Source organism: Falsiroseomonas ponticola (assembly GCF_016805305.1).
Taxonomy (GTDB): Bacteria; Pseudomonadota; Alphaproteobacteria; order Acetobacterales; family Acetobacteraceae; genus Falsiroseomonas; species Falsiroseomonas ponticola.
The window spans coordinates 140,474-155,380 of the sequence record NZ_JAERQN010000008.1; the positions used below are offsets into that span (position 1 = coordinate 140,474).

Sequence of the window (14,907 nt, forward strand, 5' to 3'; positions counted from 1 at the left end):
CCCTTGGCCGGAATCACGCTGCCTTCCTGGATGGGGCGCGCGCGGCCTTCGGGCGACGTGGCGCTGGGCCTTGGCGTCGTCATGCTGGTGGCGGTGCTGGTGGTGCCGCTGCCCACCTGGCTGCTGGATGCGGGGCTCGCCATCTCCATCACCGCCTCGGTCCTGGTGCTGATGGTGTCGCTGTTCATGCAGCGGCCGCTGGACTTCACCAGCTTCCCGACCGTGCTGCTGCTGACGACGCTGCTGCGCCTGTCGCTGAACGTCGCGACGACGCGCGCGATCCTGACCCATGGGCATGAGGGTCCGCAGGCCGCGGGGCATGTCGTCTCCGCCTTCGGCGGCTTCCTGATGGGCGGCGACGTGCTGGTGGGCCTGATCGTCTTCGCCATCCTGCTGGTGGTGAACTTCGTCGTCGTCACCAAGGGTTCCGGCCGCATCGCGGAAGTGGCGGCGCGCTTCAGCCTGGACGCCATGCCGGGCAAGCAGATGGCGATCGATGCCGATCTCTCGGCCGGCGTGATCACGGAGGAACAGGCCCGCATCCGCCGCAAGGAGCTGGAGGAGGAGAGCGGCTTCTACGGCGCCATGGATGGCGCGGCGAAGTTCGTCCGCGGCGATGCCATCGCGGGCCTCATCACCACGCTCATCAACCTGCTGGCCGGCATCGCCATCGGCACGCTGCGCCAGGGCCTGCCCTTCGGGGAGGCGGTCTCCACCTTCTCCATCCTGACGGTCGGCGACGGGCTGGTGGGGCAGATCCCGTCCCTGCTGGTCTCCATCGCCGCCGGCATCGTCGTCACCAAGGGCGGCGTCGAGGGGCGCGCGGACCAGGCGCTGGCGCTGCAGCTGGGCGGCGCCAAGCCGCTCGCGCTCGCGGCCGGGGCGGCGGTGCTGATGGCGCTGATGCCGGGCATGCCGATGATCCCCTTCCTGGCGCTGGCCGGCGCCGCGGCCTGGGGCGCGAAGGCGCAATGGGACGCGGAGCGCGCCGCCGCCGCGCGCGCCAATGCGCCGCCGCCGCCGCCCGGGGAACCGCCGGCGAGCGACGCGCTGAAGATGGACCTGCTGCGCCTCGAACTCGGCTACGGGCTGCTGTCGCTCGCCGCCGGCGATGCGCCGCGGCTGTCGGAGCAGATCCGCACGCTGCGCAAGACCACGGCGCAGGAACTGGGCTTCGTGCTGCCCAGCGTGCGCATCCAGGACAACCTGCAACTGCCGCCCGATACCTATGTGATCCGGGTGAAGGAGATCGAGGCCGGGCGCGGCGCGCTGAAGCCGCCGCTGCACCTGGCGATCGACCCTTCCGGCAACCCGCCCGCGCTGCCCGGCGAACGCGTGCAGGAACCCACCTTCGGCCTGCCCGCCGCCTGGATCGAGGAAGTGCGGCGGGAGGAAGCGCTGGCGATGGGCTGCACGGTGGTGGATGCCGCCGGCGTGCTGGCGACGCACCTGACCGAGGTGACGCGCGAGAACATGGCGGAGATGCTGTCCTTCGCGGAGACGCAGAAGCTGATCGACGAGCTGGCGGTGGAGCACAAGCGCCTGGTCTCCGACCTCATCCCCGGCCAGGCGAGCCTCGGCACCGTGCAGCGCGTGCTGCAGGCGCTGCTGGCGGAACGCGTTTCCATCCGCGACCTGCCGACGATCCTGGAAGGGATGCAGGAAGCGGTGGCGGGCGGCGCGCGCAGCCTGGGCCCCATGCTGGCGATGGTGCGCACGCGCCTCGCGCGGCAGATCAGCGACGCGGCGCGCGGGCCCAATGGCTACATCCCGATCATCGCGCTGGCGAATGAATGGGAACAGGCCTTCCAGGAAGCGCTGATCGGGCCCGGGGAGGAGAAGCAGCTCGCCATGGCGCCGTCGAAGCTCTCGGCCTTCATGGGCGCGCTGCGCGCGGCCTTCGACGCGGCCAGCAATGCGGGCGAACCGGCGGTGCTGGTGTGTTCCGGCACCATCCGCGCGCATGTCCGCGCCGTGGTGGAACGCTTCCGGCCCTCGACCAGCGTGCTGGCGCATACGGAAATCCACGCCCGCGCGCGCATCCGCACCATCGGCACGGTGCAGGCGGCGGTGACGGCATGAGGCTGCGCGTGATCCGCGCCGCGCGGATGTCGGATGCCATGGCGCAGCTGCGCGCGGAGATGGGGGAGGATGCCGTGCTGCTCTCCACCCGCCGCGTCAATGGCGGGGTGGAGATCACCGCGGCGCAGGAACAGGATGACGAACCGCTGGTCATCGCGCCGGAAGCCGCGGCCCCGTCCCGCGCCATCCCGGCGGAACTCGCGCGGCACAACCTGCCGGCGGAGCTCGCGGCGCGGCTGGCGGAGGGGCGGCTGGCCGGCGCGCTGGCGCAGGTGCTGTCCTTCCTGCCGCTGCCGGCCCATGGGGGGCCGCTGCTCTTCGTCGGGCCGCCGGGCGCGGGCAAGACGCTGAGCGTCGCCAAGCTGGCGACGCGGCTGGTGATGGCGGGCACGCCGCCGCTGCTGGTGACGGCGGATGGGCGGCGCGCCGGCGCCACGGAACAGATCGCCGCCTTCGCCCGGGTGCTCGGCCTGCCGCTGGCGGTGGCCAGCGGGCCGGCGGCGCTGGGCAAGGCGGTGGGGCGGCGGGCGGAGGGCCAGGCGGCGCTGGTGGACATGCCGGGCTGCGATCCCTTCAGCCCGGCCGCCGCACGCGGCCTGGCGGCGCTGCTGGCGGCGGCGCAGGGCACGCCGGTGCTGGTGCTGCCGGCGGGGATGGATGCGGAGGAAGCGGCGGAAACCGCCCATGCCTTCCGGCTGTTGGGCTGCCGGCATCTGCTGCCGACGCGCCTCGATGCCGCGCGGCGGCTGGGGGGCGTGCTGGCCGCGGCGGCGGCCGGGCTGGCGCTGACCGAGGCCGGGATCGGCCCGGATGCGGTGGGGGGGCTGGAGACGCTGACGCCCGAACGACTTGCCGCGCGCCTCGCCGCGCCGGCCGACAGGGAGACTGCGCCATGAGTGCGGCGCCGATGACGAAGCCCGGCCGCGTGATCGCCATCGCCTCCGGCAAGGGGGGCGTGGGCAAGACCTGGCTGGCCATCACGCTCGCCCAGGCGCTGGCGCAGGCGGGGCGGCGGGTGGTGCTGATGGATGCGGATCTGGGCCTGGCCAATGTCGATGTGCAGCTTGGCCTGAAGGCGGGGATGGACCTCGGCAGCGTGGTGGCGGGTGCGCCGCCGGAGCAGGCGGCCATCCCCCTGCCCGCCGGCTTCCACCTGTTGCCGGGGCGGTCCGGCACCGGCGCCCTGGCCGGCCTCTCGGGCGCGGCGCTGGAGGCGGCGACCAGCCTGCCGCGGCGGCTCGCAGCCGGGTGGCAGGAGGTGGTGGTGGATATCGGCGCGGGGGTGGAGGCGCCGCAGCGCCGCCTGGCCGCGCAGGCGGACCTGCTGCTGGTGGTGGCGACCGAGGAGCCGACCAGCCTGACCGACGCCTATGCCGTGCTGAAGCTGCACGCGCAGGATGCGCCGCGGGCGGAGGCGCGGCTGGTGGTGAACCTCGCCGCCGGCGCGGCATCCGGCCAGGCGACGCATGCGACGCTGGATGCCGCCGCACGGCGCTTCCTGGGCCGCGCCGTGCCGCTGGCGGGCGTCATCCGGCGGGATGCCAAGGTGCCGGATGCCATCCGCCACCAGACGCCCCTGCTGACGCGCCATCCCGGCAGCGCGGCGGCGAAGGACGTGGCGGCGCTGGCGCGGGGGCTGGGCTGAGGGGCGGGCGCCCCGGTCAGAACCGGATCTGCGTCCCCACATAGACGGTGCGGCCCTGGCCGTTGCCGTTGGTGCTGAGGAAGGGCGTATAGGCCTCGTCCAGCAGGTTGGTGACGCGGGCATTGACCTCGACCGCCGGGGTCACCTGGTAGGTCGCGAACAGGCCGAGCAGGTTGTAGGACTTGCCCCCCTCCCGCGCCTGCGCGGCGGTGAAGCTGGCGTTGGAGCCGGCGACGAGGCCCGCGGAGACATGGTCCCAGCGCGCGCCGAGCGTCAGCTTCTCATCCAGGAAGCGCGCGCCGCCGCGCAGCGAGACCACGTCATCCGGCGTGTACTGGCTGGCGCCGAGCCCCGGGAGCTGGCTCGGCAGGCGGGAATTGGTGTGGGTGTAGCTCAGGCTGGCGAAGACGATGCGCGGATCGTAGCTGATCTCGGCCTCGAACCCATCGACCTTGGCGGTGCCGGCGACGTTCTGGAACTGGTAGACGCGGCTGGCGCTGACATAGGCGGCGGCGATGTAGTCCTCGACATCCATCATGAAGTAGTTGAGCCGCGCGCTGAACAGGTCGTTCGGCCGCAGCAGCCCGCGCTGGCGGATGTTCACGCCGAATTCCCAGCCCTGCTGCGTTTCCGGCCGCAGGTTCGGATTGGGGATGTAGGAGCTGGAGACGGTGCCGGGATGGTCGCCGCCCAGCATCGTCTCCTGCAGCGTCGGCGCGCGCATGGACCGCGACCAGGTGACGTAGGGCTGCAGCCAGTCCGTGACATTGACCGCGAGCGTCAGCTTCGGATCGACGGAACCCTGGGAGATGTCCACGTCATAGGCGCCGTAGCGGGTGCTGAGCACGCCGGAGCCGCTGAGCGCATAGTGGTTGTAGCGCAGCGCCGGCGTCAGATCGACGATGCCGTAGCTGAAGGTGTTCTCGGTGAAGAGGCCGAGGAGCGAGCTGCTGCCCTCCCCCGGATTGACGCCGCCATTGCGGGAGGTGACGTCGTCGTGGAAGTACTCGATGCCGGTCGTGCTGCGCACGCGCACGGGGCCGAGGTTGAAGCGCGCGACGTTGCTGGCATCGAAGCCCGTGCCGGCATCCTCGATGACGCGGCCGATCGCGGTGCCGCTGCCGCCGGTGTACTTCATGGACAGGTCGTTGCGGTAGGCGTTGATGCGCAGGTCGACCAGCGGGTTGCCGGGGTTGTAGCGGTAGTTCGCGGTCAGCGTGCGGTTCTCCACCGTCTGGCGGTAGGAGTTGGCGAAGAAGTCGTTGTCGTAGAAGACACCGCCGAGCGAGAGGGTGTGGCCGCCACCGAAATCGATGGTGGTGCGCAGCAGGCCGGAGAGCAGGTCCTGCCCCGAGCCGGCGACGCTGCGGCCATCGCCGTCATGATAGTTGTCGGAGTTGCGGCGGCTGATGGCGCCGACGATGCCGATATTCTCCGCCCGCGCGCCGGCGGCCAGCATCTCCTGGAAGCCGACGCCGTTGCTGCCCCAGGACAGGCGCGCCAGGGCGCCACGGGCATGGCCGGCGGCCACGACATCGTCCACATCGAGGGTGCGGAAATTCACCCGCCCCGCCAGGGCGCCGCCGCCGATGCCGGGGACGGCGCCGCGCGAGACGTCCACATCGGCCAGCAGGTTCGGATCCACATAGGTGAAGCCGGCGGCCTCATGGCTCGTGAAGCGGAAGCTCTGCCGCACGCCGTCGATCGACATGTTGACGGGGCCGGAACCCTCGAAGCCGCGGATGTTCATCGCGAAGCCGGGCTGCTGCGCGGAGTCGCGGGTGAAGACGCCGGGCAGCGTGCGCAGCAGGTCATCGAGGTTGGCCGCGCCTTCGAGGTTGAGGCGATCCCGGCCCACGCTGCTGGTATTGGCGGCGGGGTCCGGTTCCGTGACGACGACGGGGCTGAGCTGGAAGGCCCCGGCCTCCTGCGCCCTGGCGCCCGGCACGAGGGCAAGCACGAGGCCCATGGCGGTGCCCGCCATGAGCGACTGGGTGAAGGATGGCATGTCGCGATCTCCGTCCTGCCCTGGGCGGGGCCCAGCGGCTGATCCATCAGGGGCGTCCCTGGCTGGTCGCGGCCAAGGGCCACGGCGCGGGCTGGGTAGCGCCGGCGGCTCTAATGCAAATGCGAATGACTCGCAATCGCATTACTTGACGGGCGCATGGCAATCCGTGACGAACTGCAACCGCCGGCGCGGGCGGCCTCGGCCGCCGGGCAGCGTCACGGCCGGCGGAACAGGAACAGCACGCCCGCCACCGGCGCGCCCTTCTCCTCCCGCAGCACCGTCTCCTCCCGCGCCAGCGGCACCAGGCCGGCGTCGCGGGCCAGGGCCTCCACATGCGCGGGGTCGTGGCGGTAGCGGAGGCCCTGGCCCAGCGCATAGGCCGCGCCCTCCCCCTTCTCGATGCTGAAGGCGGCCAGGCCCCGCGGGCGGAGCGCTGCGGCGATGCCGGCGAGCGCGGGGCCGAGGTCGCCCAGGTAGTTCAGCACATCCGCCGCCGCCACCAGGTCGAAGGCCCCGCGATGGCCGGGCAGCCAGGCCAGCAGGTCGGCCTCGTGCAGCGCGTCGTAGAGGCCCCGCTGCCTGGCCTCCGCCAGCATGCGCGGGGACAGGTCCAGCCCCTCCAGCCGCGTCGCCATGGGCTTGAGGGGGATGCCCGAGAGGCCCGTGCCGCAGCCGAGGTCGAGCACCCGGCCGGGGCCGGAGCCCGCCCGCGCCACCAGCGCCGCCAGCAGCCCCGGGGTGCGGTAGCCGAGCCGCCCTTCCAGGTCCTGGTCGAAGCGGGGGGCGTAGAGGTCGAAGAGGTCCCGCACATAGGCGGCCGGGGCGCGGTCGGGCACCGCCTCCGCCCCCAGCGCCGCCAGCAGGAAGCGCGCCTGGGCGGCAAGGGCGGGGTCGAGGCCGGGGATGGCCAGCGCCCGCCGCGCGGCTTCCGCCGCGCCATCCTGCCCGGCCTCCCGCAGCGCATGGGCCAGCGCGATCCAGGGCTCCGGCGTGGCGGGGGCCAGCTCCGCGGCGCGGCGCAGCGGCGCGATGGCGCCGGCGGCATCGCCCATGGCGCAGAGCACCTGGCCGAGGTTGCGCAACGCCACCGGGTCCGCCGGCCGCAGGGCGAGGGCGGCGCGCAGCGTCTCCGCCGCCTCCGCCAGGCGCCCGGCCTCCGCCAGCGCGCCGCCGCGGCTGGCCAGGAAGACGGGGCTGCGGGGCTGGCGGGCCAGGGCCTGGGCGGACAGGGCCAGGGCGGCCGGCAGGTCGCCCCGCTGCCGCGCGGCCACGCCCAGCAGATTCAGCGCATTGGCGTCATCCGGGCGGAGCTTGAGGACGCGGCGATACAGCCGCTCCGCCATCGCGATCTCCCCCTTCGCATGGCGGGCGGCGCCTTCGCGCAGCAGGTCATCGGGCGATGCTTGCGCCAAGGCCCCGTCCCCCGCGATGCTGTGGGCACATGTTCACATCCATCCATTCGCTCGTGCGGCCGGGACGGGACCTTCGGGTGGATTTCATCCGCGGCCTCGCCCTGTGGTTCATCTTCATTGACCACACCCCTGGCAATCTGCTGGGCCAGATGACATTGCGCAACGTGGCCTTCTGCGACGCGACCGAGGGATTCGTCCTGCTGGCGGGCTACGCCGCCGGCATCGCCTATGGCCGGCTGCTGGAGCGGGAGGGCTGGGCGCATGCCGCGGCGCGGGTCGCGGGGCGGGTCGGCACGCTCTATGTCGCGCATATCTTCCTGTTCGTGGTGTTCACGGCGCAGGTCGGCTTTTCCGCCGCGGCGCTGGACCAGGCCGCCTATCTCGACGAACTGCAGCTCGACCCCTTCGGGGCCGAGCCCTACCGCGCGATGCTGGAGGCGCTGCTGCTGCGCTACCAGCCCGCCTTCCTCGACATCCTGCCGCTCTACATCGTCGTGCTGGCGATGTTCGCGGTGGCGCTGCCGCTGATCAACCGCCCCGCCTGGCTGCTGGCGGCCTCCGTCGCGCTCTACGCCGCCGCGCGGCTGCTGGAATGGGCGCCGCCGTCCTGGACCGGGTCGGGCTGGTTCTTCAACCCGCTGGCCTGGCAGCTGCTGTTCGCCATCGGCGTGGTGCTGGGGCGGGCGGACCCGCAGGCGCTCGCCCGGCGCTTCCCCTGGAACCGCTGGCTGGCGGTGCTGGCGGTGCTGCTGCTGCTGGCGGCGGCGGTGCTGCTGAACCTGACCTGGCATGGCCCGGCGCGGGGGTGGGAGCCGCCGGAATGGCTCGCCGCCTGGCTCGCGGGCGTGGACAAGACCGGGTTGCACCCGGTGCGCGTCGCCTCCGTGCTGCTGATGGCCTGGCTGGTGGCGCATTGGTTGCCGGCCGGCGCGCGCTGGCTGAACGGGCCGCCGGCCGCGCCCTTCGTGCTGATGGGGCAGCAGGGGCTGGCGGTGTTCTGCGCCGGCATCTTCCTGTCCTTCCTCGGCCGGCTGGCGCTGGAACTCGCCTCCGGCGGCTGGGTGCAGGCGGCGGTGAACCTGGCCGGGCTGGCGGCGCTGGTCGTCGTCGCCGTCGTCTCCGCCTGGTATGGCGGGGAGGGCAAGCGCCGGAAGCCCGCCGCCGCCTTGCCGGCCACGGCGCAGGCGGCTACGCCTTGAGCCCCATGGCCCGCATGCGCACCCTGCTGCGGCCGGCGCTGGTCCTGGCCGCGATCCTGCTTCCGCCCGGCATGGCCGGGGCGGAACCCGCCGGCTGTTCCGCGCCGCCGGAGGCGATGGAGGCCGCGCCCCTGCCCGGTTCCGTCGCCGCCCTGTCCCGCGGCACGCTGCGGGTGATGGTGGTGGGCAGCGCCTCCACCCAGGGGGGCGGCACCTCCGGCCCCGCCGCCACTTGGCCGGAGAGGCTGGACAAGGTGCTGGGCGCCCGGGTCGCGCCGGCCACGGTGCAGGTTTCCGTCTATGGCGGCCGCGGCACCACGGCGGCGGACCACGCCCGCATCATCGCCGACCAGGCGCCGCGGCTGCGGCCGCACCTCATCATCTGGCAGCTCGGCACGGTGGAGGCCGCGCGCGGCCTGCCGCCGGACGAGATGGTGGAGGCGGTGCAGGACAGCGTGGCGCGGCTGCGCGCCAGCCGGGGCGAACGCACCGACGTGGTGCTGGTGGACCCGCAATTCAGCCGCTTCTTCCGCGCCAATGCGGATGTCGAGACCTATCGCGACCGCATGCGCCTGGCGGCCGCGGCCTCCGGCGCCCAGCTGTTCAGCCGCTGGACCATCATGAAGCACTGGGCGGAGACGGACCGGCTGGACCTGGAACGCGCCGCGCGCGCCGACCGCGTGGCGACGGCGGACCAGCTGCATGACTGCCTGGCGCGGGCGCTGACGCAGTTCATCCTGCAGGGCACGCTGCGCGGGCCGCGGGACCGGCCGCCGGGAGAGAGGCCGGCCGGCGAAAGGCCGTGACGCCACCGCGCCGGCTGCCCTATCCTGCCGGCGCCATGGCGATCGAACCGCACCTGCCTGCGCTGCGCCGCTATGCCAGGGCTGCCATGGGCAGCAGCCGCCTCGGCGATGCCGTGCTGGCGGGCTGCCTGCCCCGCCTGGCGCGGGAAGCGCGGGACCGGGATGGCCTGCTGCGGGGCCTGATCGCCGCGCTGGATGGCGGCAGCCTGGCGCGCATGGCCGCCCCGGGCGACCTGCCCGGCGCCATCGCCCGCCTGCCGCCCCTGCCCCGCCACGCGCTGCTGCTGACGCTGCTGGAACAGCTGCCGGCCGACCATGCCGCCCTGCTGCTGGGCGTGACGCCCGGTGAGGTGGCGGAGGCGCTGGCCCAGGCGCGCGGCGCGCTGGCGCCGCTGCGGCCGGCGCGGATCCTCATCATCGGGGATGGGCGCGGCACGCTGGCGCAACTCGTCCAGGGCCTGGGCCATGCGGTCTGCGCCCAGGTGGCGAATGAGGATGCGGCCTGGCAGGCCGCCGCCCGCACCCGGCCCGACCTGGTGCTGGCGGAAGCCGCCCTGCCGGATGGCGGCTGCGGGCTGGCGGCCGTGCAGCGCATCGCCGCGAATGACGCCGTGCCGGTGGTGCTGGTGGGGGAGGATGCGCTGGCGGCGCATGGCTTCCCGCTGCTGCGCCGGCCCTGGCGGGCGGAGGCGCTGCGCCACGCGATCGGACGGGCATTGAGGGGACGACATGGGCGGGCGGGGTAAGGGCGGCGTCGCCGGGCCGGGGGCGGAACCCGAACGCCCCCCGGACGCTTGCAGCGACATGAGCGCCCATCTTCACAGCCCCGCCGCGTCCGCGCCGCCGGCGCCCGCCATGGCGGGCCCGGATGCCGCGTTCGACCGCTGGCTGCGGCAGGAGCTCTCCCGCCTCTATGATTCCGCGCTGTCGGAGCCGGTGCCGCCGGAATTGCTGCGGCTGCTGGAGGAGGGCGAGAAGCCCCGGTAGGCGTCAGTCCAGCGCCGCGCGCAGCGCATCCCGCGCGCGGGAGAGGCGGGACCGCACGGTGCCGACCGGAATGCCCAGCACCTGCGCCGCCGCCGCATAGTCCATCCCCTCCACCACCACGAGCCACAGCGCCTCCCGCTGCATCGGCGGCAGGCGGAGGAAGGCGGCGGCGACATCGGTCATGGCGTGCCGCTCCTCCTGCCCGCCGGAGACGGGGATGGCCTGCCCGGCCTCGTCATCCAGCGGCGAGAAGCGGCGCAGGCGCCGCAGCTCCGCGTTCCGCGCATTGCGGAGGATGACGAAGAGCCAGGCGCGCAGATTCGTCCCCGGCGAGAACTGGGCCCTGGCGCCGATGGCGCGCAGCACCGTTTCCTGCACCAGGTCGTCGGCCGCGTCCGCGGGACGGATCAGGACGCGCGCGAAACGCCGCAGCCGCGGTATCTCGGCGGCCACGGCCGCGGCGAAGGCATCGGCCGCCGTTCCACACCCCTGTTGCTCAGCCACGCGGCGTTCCCGTCTCCTCGGTTCCCGCGATGAACGCGGGAAGCGGGCCGGCGGGCGATCAACGGATGCGTGCGCTTGAACAACGTTTTGTCACCGCAAACCGAATCAACGCGTAACGTCAGAAAAGACCTTCGATCCTGCCGTCGGGATCGAGGCCGATGGTCTCCGCCGCAGGGCGGCGCGGCAGGCCGGGCATGGTCATGATCTCCCCGCACACCGCGACGACGAAGCCGGCGCCGGCGGAAAGCCGCACGTCGCGCACCGGCAGCACATGGCCCGTGGGCGCGCCGAGCGCGGTCGGATCCGCGCTGAAGGAATACTGCGTCTTCGCCACGCAGACCGGCAGGTTGCCGAAACCCTCCTGTTCCCAGCGCGCGAGCTTCTGCAGCACCGGCGCGGGGAAGGAGACATCGGCGGCGCGATAGACCTCCTTCGCAATCGTCCGGAGCTTGTCGGCCAGTGGCATGGCATCGGGGTAGAGCGGCTGGAAGCGCGCAGCGCCGGAGGCGATGCGCGCCTGCACCGCCCGCGCCAGCTCCTGCGCGCCCGCCGCGCCATCGCCCCAATGCGTGCAGAGGATGGCCTGGGTGTCGAGCCGCGCCATGGCGGCGCGGATGGCCTCGATCTCCGCCGGCGTGTCGCTGGTGAAGCGGTTCAGCGCGACGACGACGGGCACGCCGAATTTGTGGACGTTCTCGACATGGCGGGCGAGGTTCACCACGCCGCGCTCCACCGCCGCCACATCCTCCCGCCCCAGGTCGGACTTGGCCACGCCGCCATGCATCTTCAGCGCGCGCACGGTGGCGACGATGACGCAGCAGGCGGGGCTGAGGCCGGCCATGCGGGCCTTGATGTCGAAGAACTTCTCCGCGCCGAGGTCGGCGCCGAAGCCCGCTTCCGTGACGACGACGTCCGAGAGGCCGAGGCCGAGCCGCGTCGCGACCAGGCTGTTGCAGCCATGCGCGATGTTCGCGAAGGGCCCGCCATGCACCAGGGCGGGCGAGCCCTCGATGGTCTGCACCAGGTTGGGGGAGAGCGCATCGCGCAGCAGCGCGGCCATGGCGCCATCCGCCTTCACGTCCCGCGCCGTCACCGCCGTGCCGTCGCGGCGCCGGCCGACGATCATGCGGCCCAGGCGTTCCTGCAGATCCTGCAGGTCCCGCGCCAGGCAGAAGACGGCCATGACCTCGCTGGCCACGGTGATGTCGAAGCCATCCTCCCGCAACACGCCCTGGCTCGCGCCGCCCATGCCGACGACGCAATCGCGCAGGTTGCGGTCGTTCATGTCCATGGCGCGGCGCCAGGTGACGCGGCGCGGGTCGAGGCCGAGTTCGTTCCCCCAATAGAGGTGGTTGTCCACCATGGCGGAGAGCAGGTTGTTGGCGCTGGTGATGGCGTGGAAGTCGCCGGTGAAATGGAGGTTGATGTCCTCCATCGGCAGCACCTGGGCATAGCCGCCGCCCGTCGCGCCGCCCTTGACCCCGAAGCAGGGGCCGAGCGAGGGCTCCCGCAGGCAGATCATCGTCTTGGTGCCGAGGCTGTTCAGCGCATCGCCGAGGCCGACCGTCGTGGTCGTCTTGCCCTCCCCCGCCGGCGTCGGGCTGATGCCGGTGACGAGGACGAGGGCGCCGGGTGGGCGTGCGGAGGCTTCGGCAACGAAGGCCGTGCCGATCTTCGCCTTGTACTTGCCATAGGGTTCCAGCGCCTCATCCGGGATGCCGGCGCGGGCCGCGATCTCCTGGATCGGGCGGAGCGTCGCCTTGCGGGCGATCTCGAGGTCGGTGGCCATGGCCTGGCGATTCCCCCTGGCGGTGACGGTCCGCGCCTCATGACGCGAAGGTTGATTGCCTGCAAGACGGCGGCCGCCCATCTCCGCGGGCATGTCCAGCCCCTGCATCGATGCCTGCCGCCATGACGAGGAAACCGGCTTCTGCCTGGGCTGCGGGATGACCCGCAAGGACCGCAAGCATTGGAAGCGGGAGAAGGAGCGGCGCGCAGAGATCCGCGCCGCCCTGCCCGGCCGCCTGTCCCTGCTGGCGGCTTCGGGCAACCCCGTGGGGGAAGCGGCGCGGAAGAAGAAGAAGCGCTAGGCTAGCGGTCCACCACCAGCAGGTCCTGGAAGCCGGCGGTCAGGCGTTCGCCGCCGCCGGGGCGGGCCACCACCACATCCTCCGTCCGGGCGCTGAAGCTGGTGGGCTGCAGGATGCTGGGCTCCACCGTGAACATCATGCCCTCCCGCAGCACGGTCGTGTCGCCCTTGGTCAGGAAGGGCGGCTCATGCACGTCCCAGCCGATGCCATGGCCCAGGCGGTGGCGGAAATTGGGGCCGTAGCCCGCATCCTCGATCACCTTCCGCGCGATGGCGTCCACCTGTTCGCAGGTGGCCTCCCCCACCTTCAGCGCGGCGATGCCGGCGCGCTGCGCCTCGATCACCAGCGCATGCACCTTGACCTGCTCGGCGGAGGGCTCGCCGAAATGCACGGTGCGGCCGTAATCGTAGCAGAGCCCGCCATGGGAGGCGCCGAAATCGAACAGGACGGAGACCGGGCTCTCGATCCGGCGCTTCCAGGAATCGAGCCGCCGGCCGAGCATCAGCGGGTGGTTCGGCCCGCTGTTGTAGAGCGTCGTCGTGAAGGTGGGGCCGAGGCTGTCCTGCCGCTTCATCTGGTAGTCGATCTCGGCGACCACATCGAGTTCGGTCATGCCGAAGCGCAGTTTAGGCAGCATTTCCGCGAAGGCCGCCTCGGTGCGCCGACCGGCCTCCCGCATCAGCGCGATCTCCTCATCCGACTTGATGAGGCGGAGTTCGCGGATGATGGCGGTGGCGGAGCAGAAGACGGCGTCGGGCAGCAGCTGCTGGATGTGCACGACGCTGTCGGCATGGGCGCGGTCGCTGACCGCGATGCGCGGGCGCGCGGGCAGCTTGAAGCGGTCGATCAGTTCCCGCACCAGGGCGGCCGGATCGTCCCAATCGCCCAGCACGCGAAGCTCCGTGCCGGGGGGCGCGCCGCGGCCGCCGAACTCCGCCGTCATGCGCGGCAGGGCCAGCACCGGCGGATGGCCCGGCGCCACCCAGGCGCCTTCCAGCCAGTCGCCGGGATGCAGCGTGACGCCATACTTCGGGATGTCGCGGGCGATGCCGAAGAGATAGTGGAGGTCGGTGCTCAGCGGGATGAAGGCGAGGTCCGCGCGGCCCCCCAGCAAATCCTGGAAGGCCGGCACGCGGTCTGCGGCAACGGGCATCGTGTCAGTCCACCGTCGCGCCGGAAGCGATGACGAGGGGCCGCCAGGTCTCGACCTCCTGCGCCACGAAGGCCTGCGCCTCCGCCCCGAAGCGCGTGCCGGGATCGATGGCGAGCTGGCGGTAGCGCTCGATGATCTGCGGCAGTTCCAGCACCTCCTTCAGCACGGCGGCGAAGCGGTCCTGGATGGGCTTGGGCGTCGCGGCGGGCATGGCCATGCCGGCCCAGCCTTCGGCCACCAGGCCAGGGAAGCCATGCTCCACGAAGGTCGGCATGTCCGGGAACAGGGGCTGGCGCGTCGGGCCGGTGATGCCGATGCCCTTGATCTGGCCGTTGCGCATCAGCCCGACGGAGGCCGCGATGCCATCCAGCGTCACGGGCACCACGCCCGCCACCACGTCGTTCACCGCCTGGGCGCCGCCGCGATAGGGGATGTGCTGCAATTCGATGTTCGCGACCTGCGCGAAGCGCAGCATGAAGAGATGCGGCAGGGAGCCGACGCCCGACGTCGCATAGGCGATGCCCGGCCGCGCGCGGGCGGCGGCGGCCAAATCCCCGGGATTGGCGAAGGGCGCGTTGTTGTTCGCCATCAGCGCGTAGTAGCCGGACTGGATCATGCCGACATGCGCGAAGCTGCGCACGGGGTCCCAGGTGATGCGGCCGCGATAGAGCGTGCTGCCGACCGAGAAGGCGCTGATGGCCGACAGCAGCACGGTGTAGCCATCCGGCGCCGCATCCGCGACGACGCCGGTGCCGAGCGTGGCGCCGGCGCCGGGCCGGTTCTCCAGCACGAAGGGCTGGCCGAGGCGGGGCGCCATCTGCTCCGTCAGCAGCCGCGCCAGCACGTCCGTGGAGCCGCCCGGGCCGAAGGGGACGATCAGGCGGATCGGCCGGTTCGGCCAGGGCGCCTGGGCCAGCGCGGGCGCCGCCAGAAGCGCGCCGGCGGTGCCGAGCAGCGCGCGGCGGGGAAGGAGGGTGCGGTCGGTGTCGGTCATGGCAGGTCCCTGTCGGATGGCGGTTCT

At 72.8% G+C, this 14,907-nt stretch carries 14 protein-coding genes; 8 read left to right on the forward strand and 6 right to left on the reverse strand.

What is annotated here, in order from left to right; genetic code table 11:
* Window positions 1-3 precede the first annotated feature (3 nt).
* The 3 genes from flhA to JJI54_RS21675 are packed head-to-tail and all read left to right on the forward strand — an operon-like array spanning window position 4 to window position 3,727.
* Window positions 4-2,082, forward strand: coding sequence for a flagellar biosynthesis protein FlhA (gene flhA, locus JJI54_RS21665; protein ID WP_318987549.1), 2,079 nt, complete (start codon window positions 4-6; stop codon window positions 2,080-2,082).
* Window positions 2,079-2,978 (forward strand): flagellar biosynthesis protein FlhF, encoded by a 900-nt coding sequence (locus JJI54_RS21670; RefSeq protein WP_203075150.1) that lies wholly within the window; start codon window positions 2,079-2,081, stop codon window positions 2,976-2,978. Before flhA ends, JJI54_RS21670 begins: the two co-directional genes overlap by 4 nt.
* The gene (locus tag JJI54_RS21675) at window positions 2,975-3,727 is read left to right on the forward strand and encodes a nucleotide-binding protein (protein ID WP_203075151.1); all 753 of its coding nucleotides are present in this window, start codon (window positions 2,975-2,977) and stop codon (window positions 3,725-3,727) included. The genes JJI54_RS21670 and JJI54_RS21675 overlap by 4 nt, the downstream gene beginning before the upstream one ends.
* A gap of 16 nt (window positions 3,728-3,743) precedes the next feature.
* On the opposite strand, the gene JJI54_RS21680 is transcribed toward JJI54_RS21675, so the two are convergent.
* Both JJI54_RS21680 and JJI54_RS21685 read right to left on the reverse strand, forming a co-directional pair.
* Window positions 3,744-5,735: a TonB-dependent receptor domain-containing protein gene (locus JJI54_RS21680; protein ID WP_203075152.1), complete on the reverse strand. Its 1,992-nt coding sequence runs from the start codon at window positions 5,733-5,735 to the stop codon at window positions 3,744-3,746.
* A gap of 215 nt (window positions 5,736-5,950) precedes the next feature.
* On the reverse strand, window positions 5,951-7,147 hold the full coding sequence (locus JJI54_RS21685; protein WP_203075153.1) for a tetratricopeptide repeat protein: 1,197 nt from the start codon (window positions 7,145-7,147) through the stop codon (window positions 5,951-5,953).
* A gap of 29 nt (window positions 7,148-7,176) precedes the next feature.
* Here JJI54_RS21685 and JJI54_RS21690 point away from each other — a divergent pair, with 29 nt between their 5' ends.
* From JJI54_RS21690 to JJI54_RS21705, 4 genes are read left to right on the forward strand one after another with little or no spacing between them, the layout of a single operon-like run.
* Window positions 7,177-8,346 (forward strand): OpgC family protein, encoded by a 1,170-nt coding sequence (locus JJI54_RS21690; protein ID WP_203075154.1) that lies wholly within the window; start codon window positions 7,177-7,179, stop codon window positions 8,344-8,346.
* A gap of 5 nt (window positions 8,347-8,351) precedes the next feature.
* Window positions 8,352-9,152, forward strand: coding sequence for an SGNH/GDSL hydrolase family protein (locus tag JJI54_RS21695; protein WP_226382004.1), 801 nt, complete (start codon window positions 8,352-8,354; stop codon window positions 9,150-9,152).
* Window positions 9,149-9,898, forward strand: coding sequence for a sigma factor-like helix-turn-helix DNA-binding protein (locus JJI54_RS21700; RefSeq protein WP_203075156.1), 750 nt, complete (start codon window positions 9,149-9,151; stop codon window positions 9,896-9,898). Before JJI54_RS21695 ends, JJI54_RS21700 begins: the two co-directional genes overlap by 4 nt.
* A 58-nt stretch (window positions 9,899-9,956) precedes the next feature.
* Window positions 9,957-10,139: a hypothetical protein gene (locus JJI54_RS21705; protein WP_203075345.1), complete on the forward strand. Its 183-nt coding sequence runs from the start codon at window positions 9,957-9,959 to the stop codon at window positions 10,137-10,139.
* A gap of 3 nt (window positions 10,140-10,142) precedes the next feature.
* Here the strand turns inward: JJI54_RS21705 and JJI54_RS21710 are convergent, their stop codons facing one another.
* Both JJI54_RS21710 and JJI54_RS21715 read right to left on the reverse strand, forming a co-directional pair.
* Complete coding sequence (locus tag JJI54_RS21710) at window positions 10,143-10,643, reverse strand: RNA polymerase sigma factor (RefSeq protein ID WP_318987550.1); 501 nt, start codon at window positions 10,641-10,643, stop codon at window positions 10,143-10,145.
* A 118-nt stretch (window positions 10,644-10,761) separates the two neighbouring features.
* Window positions 10,762-12,432: a formate--tetrahydrofolate ligase gene (locus JJI54_RS21715; protein WP_203075157.1), complete on the reverse strand. Its 1,671-nt coding sequence runs from the start codon at window positions 12,430-12,432 to the stop codon at window positions 10,762-10,764.
* A gap of 91 nt (window positions 12,433-12,523) precedes the next feature.
* On the opposite strand from JJI54_RS21715, the gene JJI54_RS21720 reads away from it, so the two are divergent.
* Window positions 12,524-12,733 carry a DUF1289 domain-containing protein gene (locus tag JJI54_RS21720; RefSeq protein WP_203075158.1) on the forward strand — a complete coding sequence of 70 codons (210 nt, stop codon included), beginning with the start codon at window positions 12,524-12,526 and terminating at the stop codon, window positions 12,731-12,733.
* 1 nt (window position 12,734) lies between these two features.
* Here JJI54_RS21720 and JJI54_RS21725 read toward each other — a convergent pair whose 3' ends face one another.
* Window positions 12,735-13,886, reverse strand: coding sequence for a M24 family metallopeptidase (locus JJI54_RS21725; protein WP_203075159.1), 1,152 nt, complete (start codon window positions 13,884-13,886; stop codon window positions 12,735-12,737).
* A gap of 4 nt (window positions 13,887-13,890) precedes the next feature.
* Window positions 13,891-14,880 (reverse strand): Bug family tripartite tricarboxylate transporter substrate binding protein, encoded by a 990-nt coding sequence (locus JJI54_RS21730; RefSeq protein ID WP_203075160.1) that lies wholly within the window; start codon window positions 14,878-14,880, stop codon window positions 13,891-13,893.
* Between the last annotated feature and the right edge of the window lie 27 nt (window positions 14,881-14,907).

Coding starts and splice junctions, on each gene's coding strand:
- JJI54_RS21670 (WP_203075150.1), top strand. CDS start 2,079: ATGAGGCTGCGCGTGATCCGCGCCGCGCGGATGTCGGATGCCATGGCG.
- JJI54_RS21675 (WP_203075151.1), top strand. CDS start 2,975: ATGAGTGCGGCGCCGATGACGAAGCCCGGCCGCGTGATCGCCATCGCC.
- JJI54_RS21720 (WP_203075158.1), top strand. CDS start 12,524: ATGTCCAGCCCCTGCATCGATGCCTGCCGCCATGACGAGGAAACCGGC.
- JJI54_RS21695 (WP_226382004.1), top strand. CDS start 8,352: ATGGCCCGCATGCGCACCCTGCTGCGGCCGGCGCTGGTCCTGGCCGCG.
- JJI54_RS21690 (WP_203075154.1), top strand. CDS start 7,177: ATGTTCACATCCATCCATTCGCTCGTGCGGCCGGGACGGGACCTTCGG.
- JJI54_RS21730 (WP_203075160.1), bottom strand. CDS start 14,880: ATGACCGACACCGACCGCACCCTCCTTCCCCGCCGCGCGCTGCTCGGC.
- JJI54_RS21725 (WP_203075159.1), bottom strand. CDS start 13,886: ATGCCCGTTGCCGCAGACCGCGTGCCGGCCTTCCAGGATTTGCTGGGG.
- JJI54_RS21705 (WP_203075345.1), top strand. CDS start 9,957: ATGAGCGCCCATCTTCACAGCCCCGCCGCGTCCGCGCCGCCGGCGCCC.
- JJI54_RS21715 (WP_203075157.1), bottom strand. CDS start 12,432: ATGGCCACCGACCTCGAGATCGCCCGCAAGGCGACGCTCCGCCCGATC.
- JJI54_RS21680 (WP_203075152.1), bottom strand. CDS start 5,735: ATGCCATCCTTCACCCAGTCGCTCATGGCGGGCACCGCCATGGGCCTC.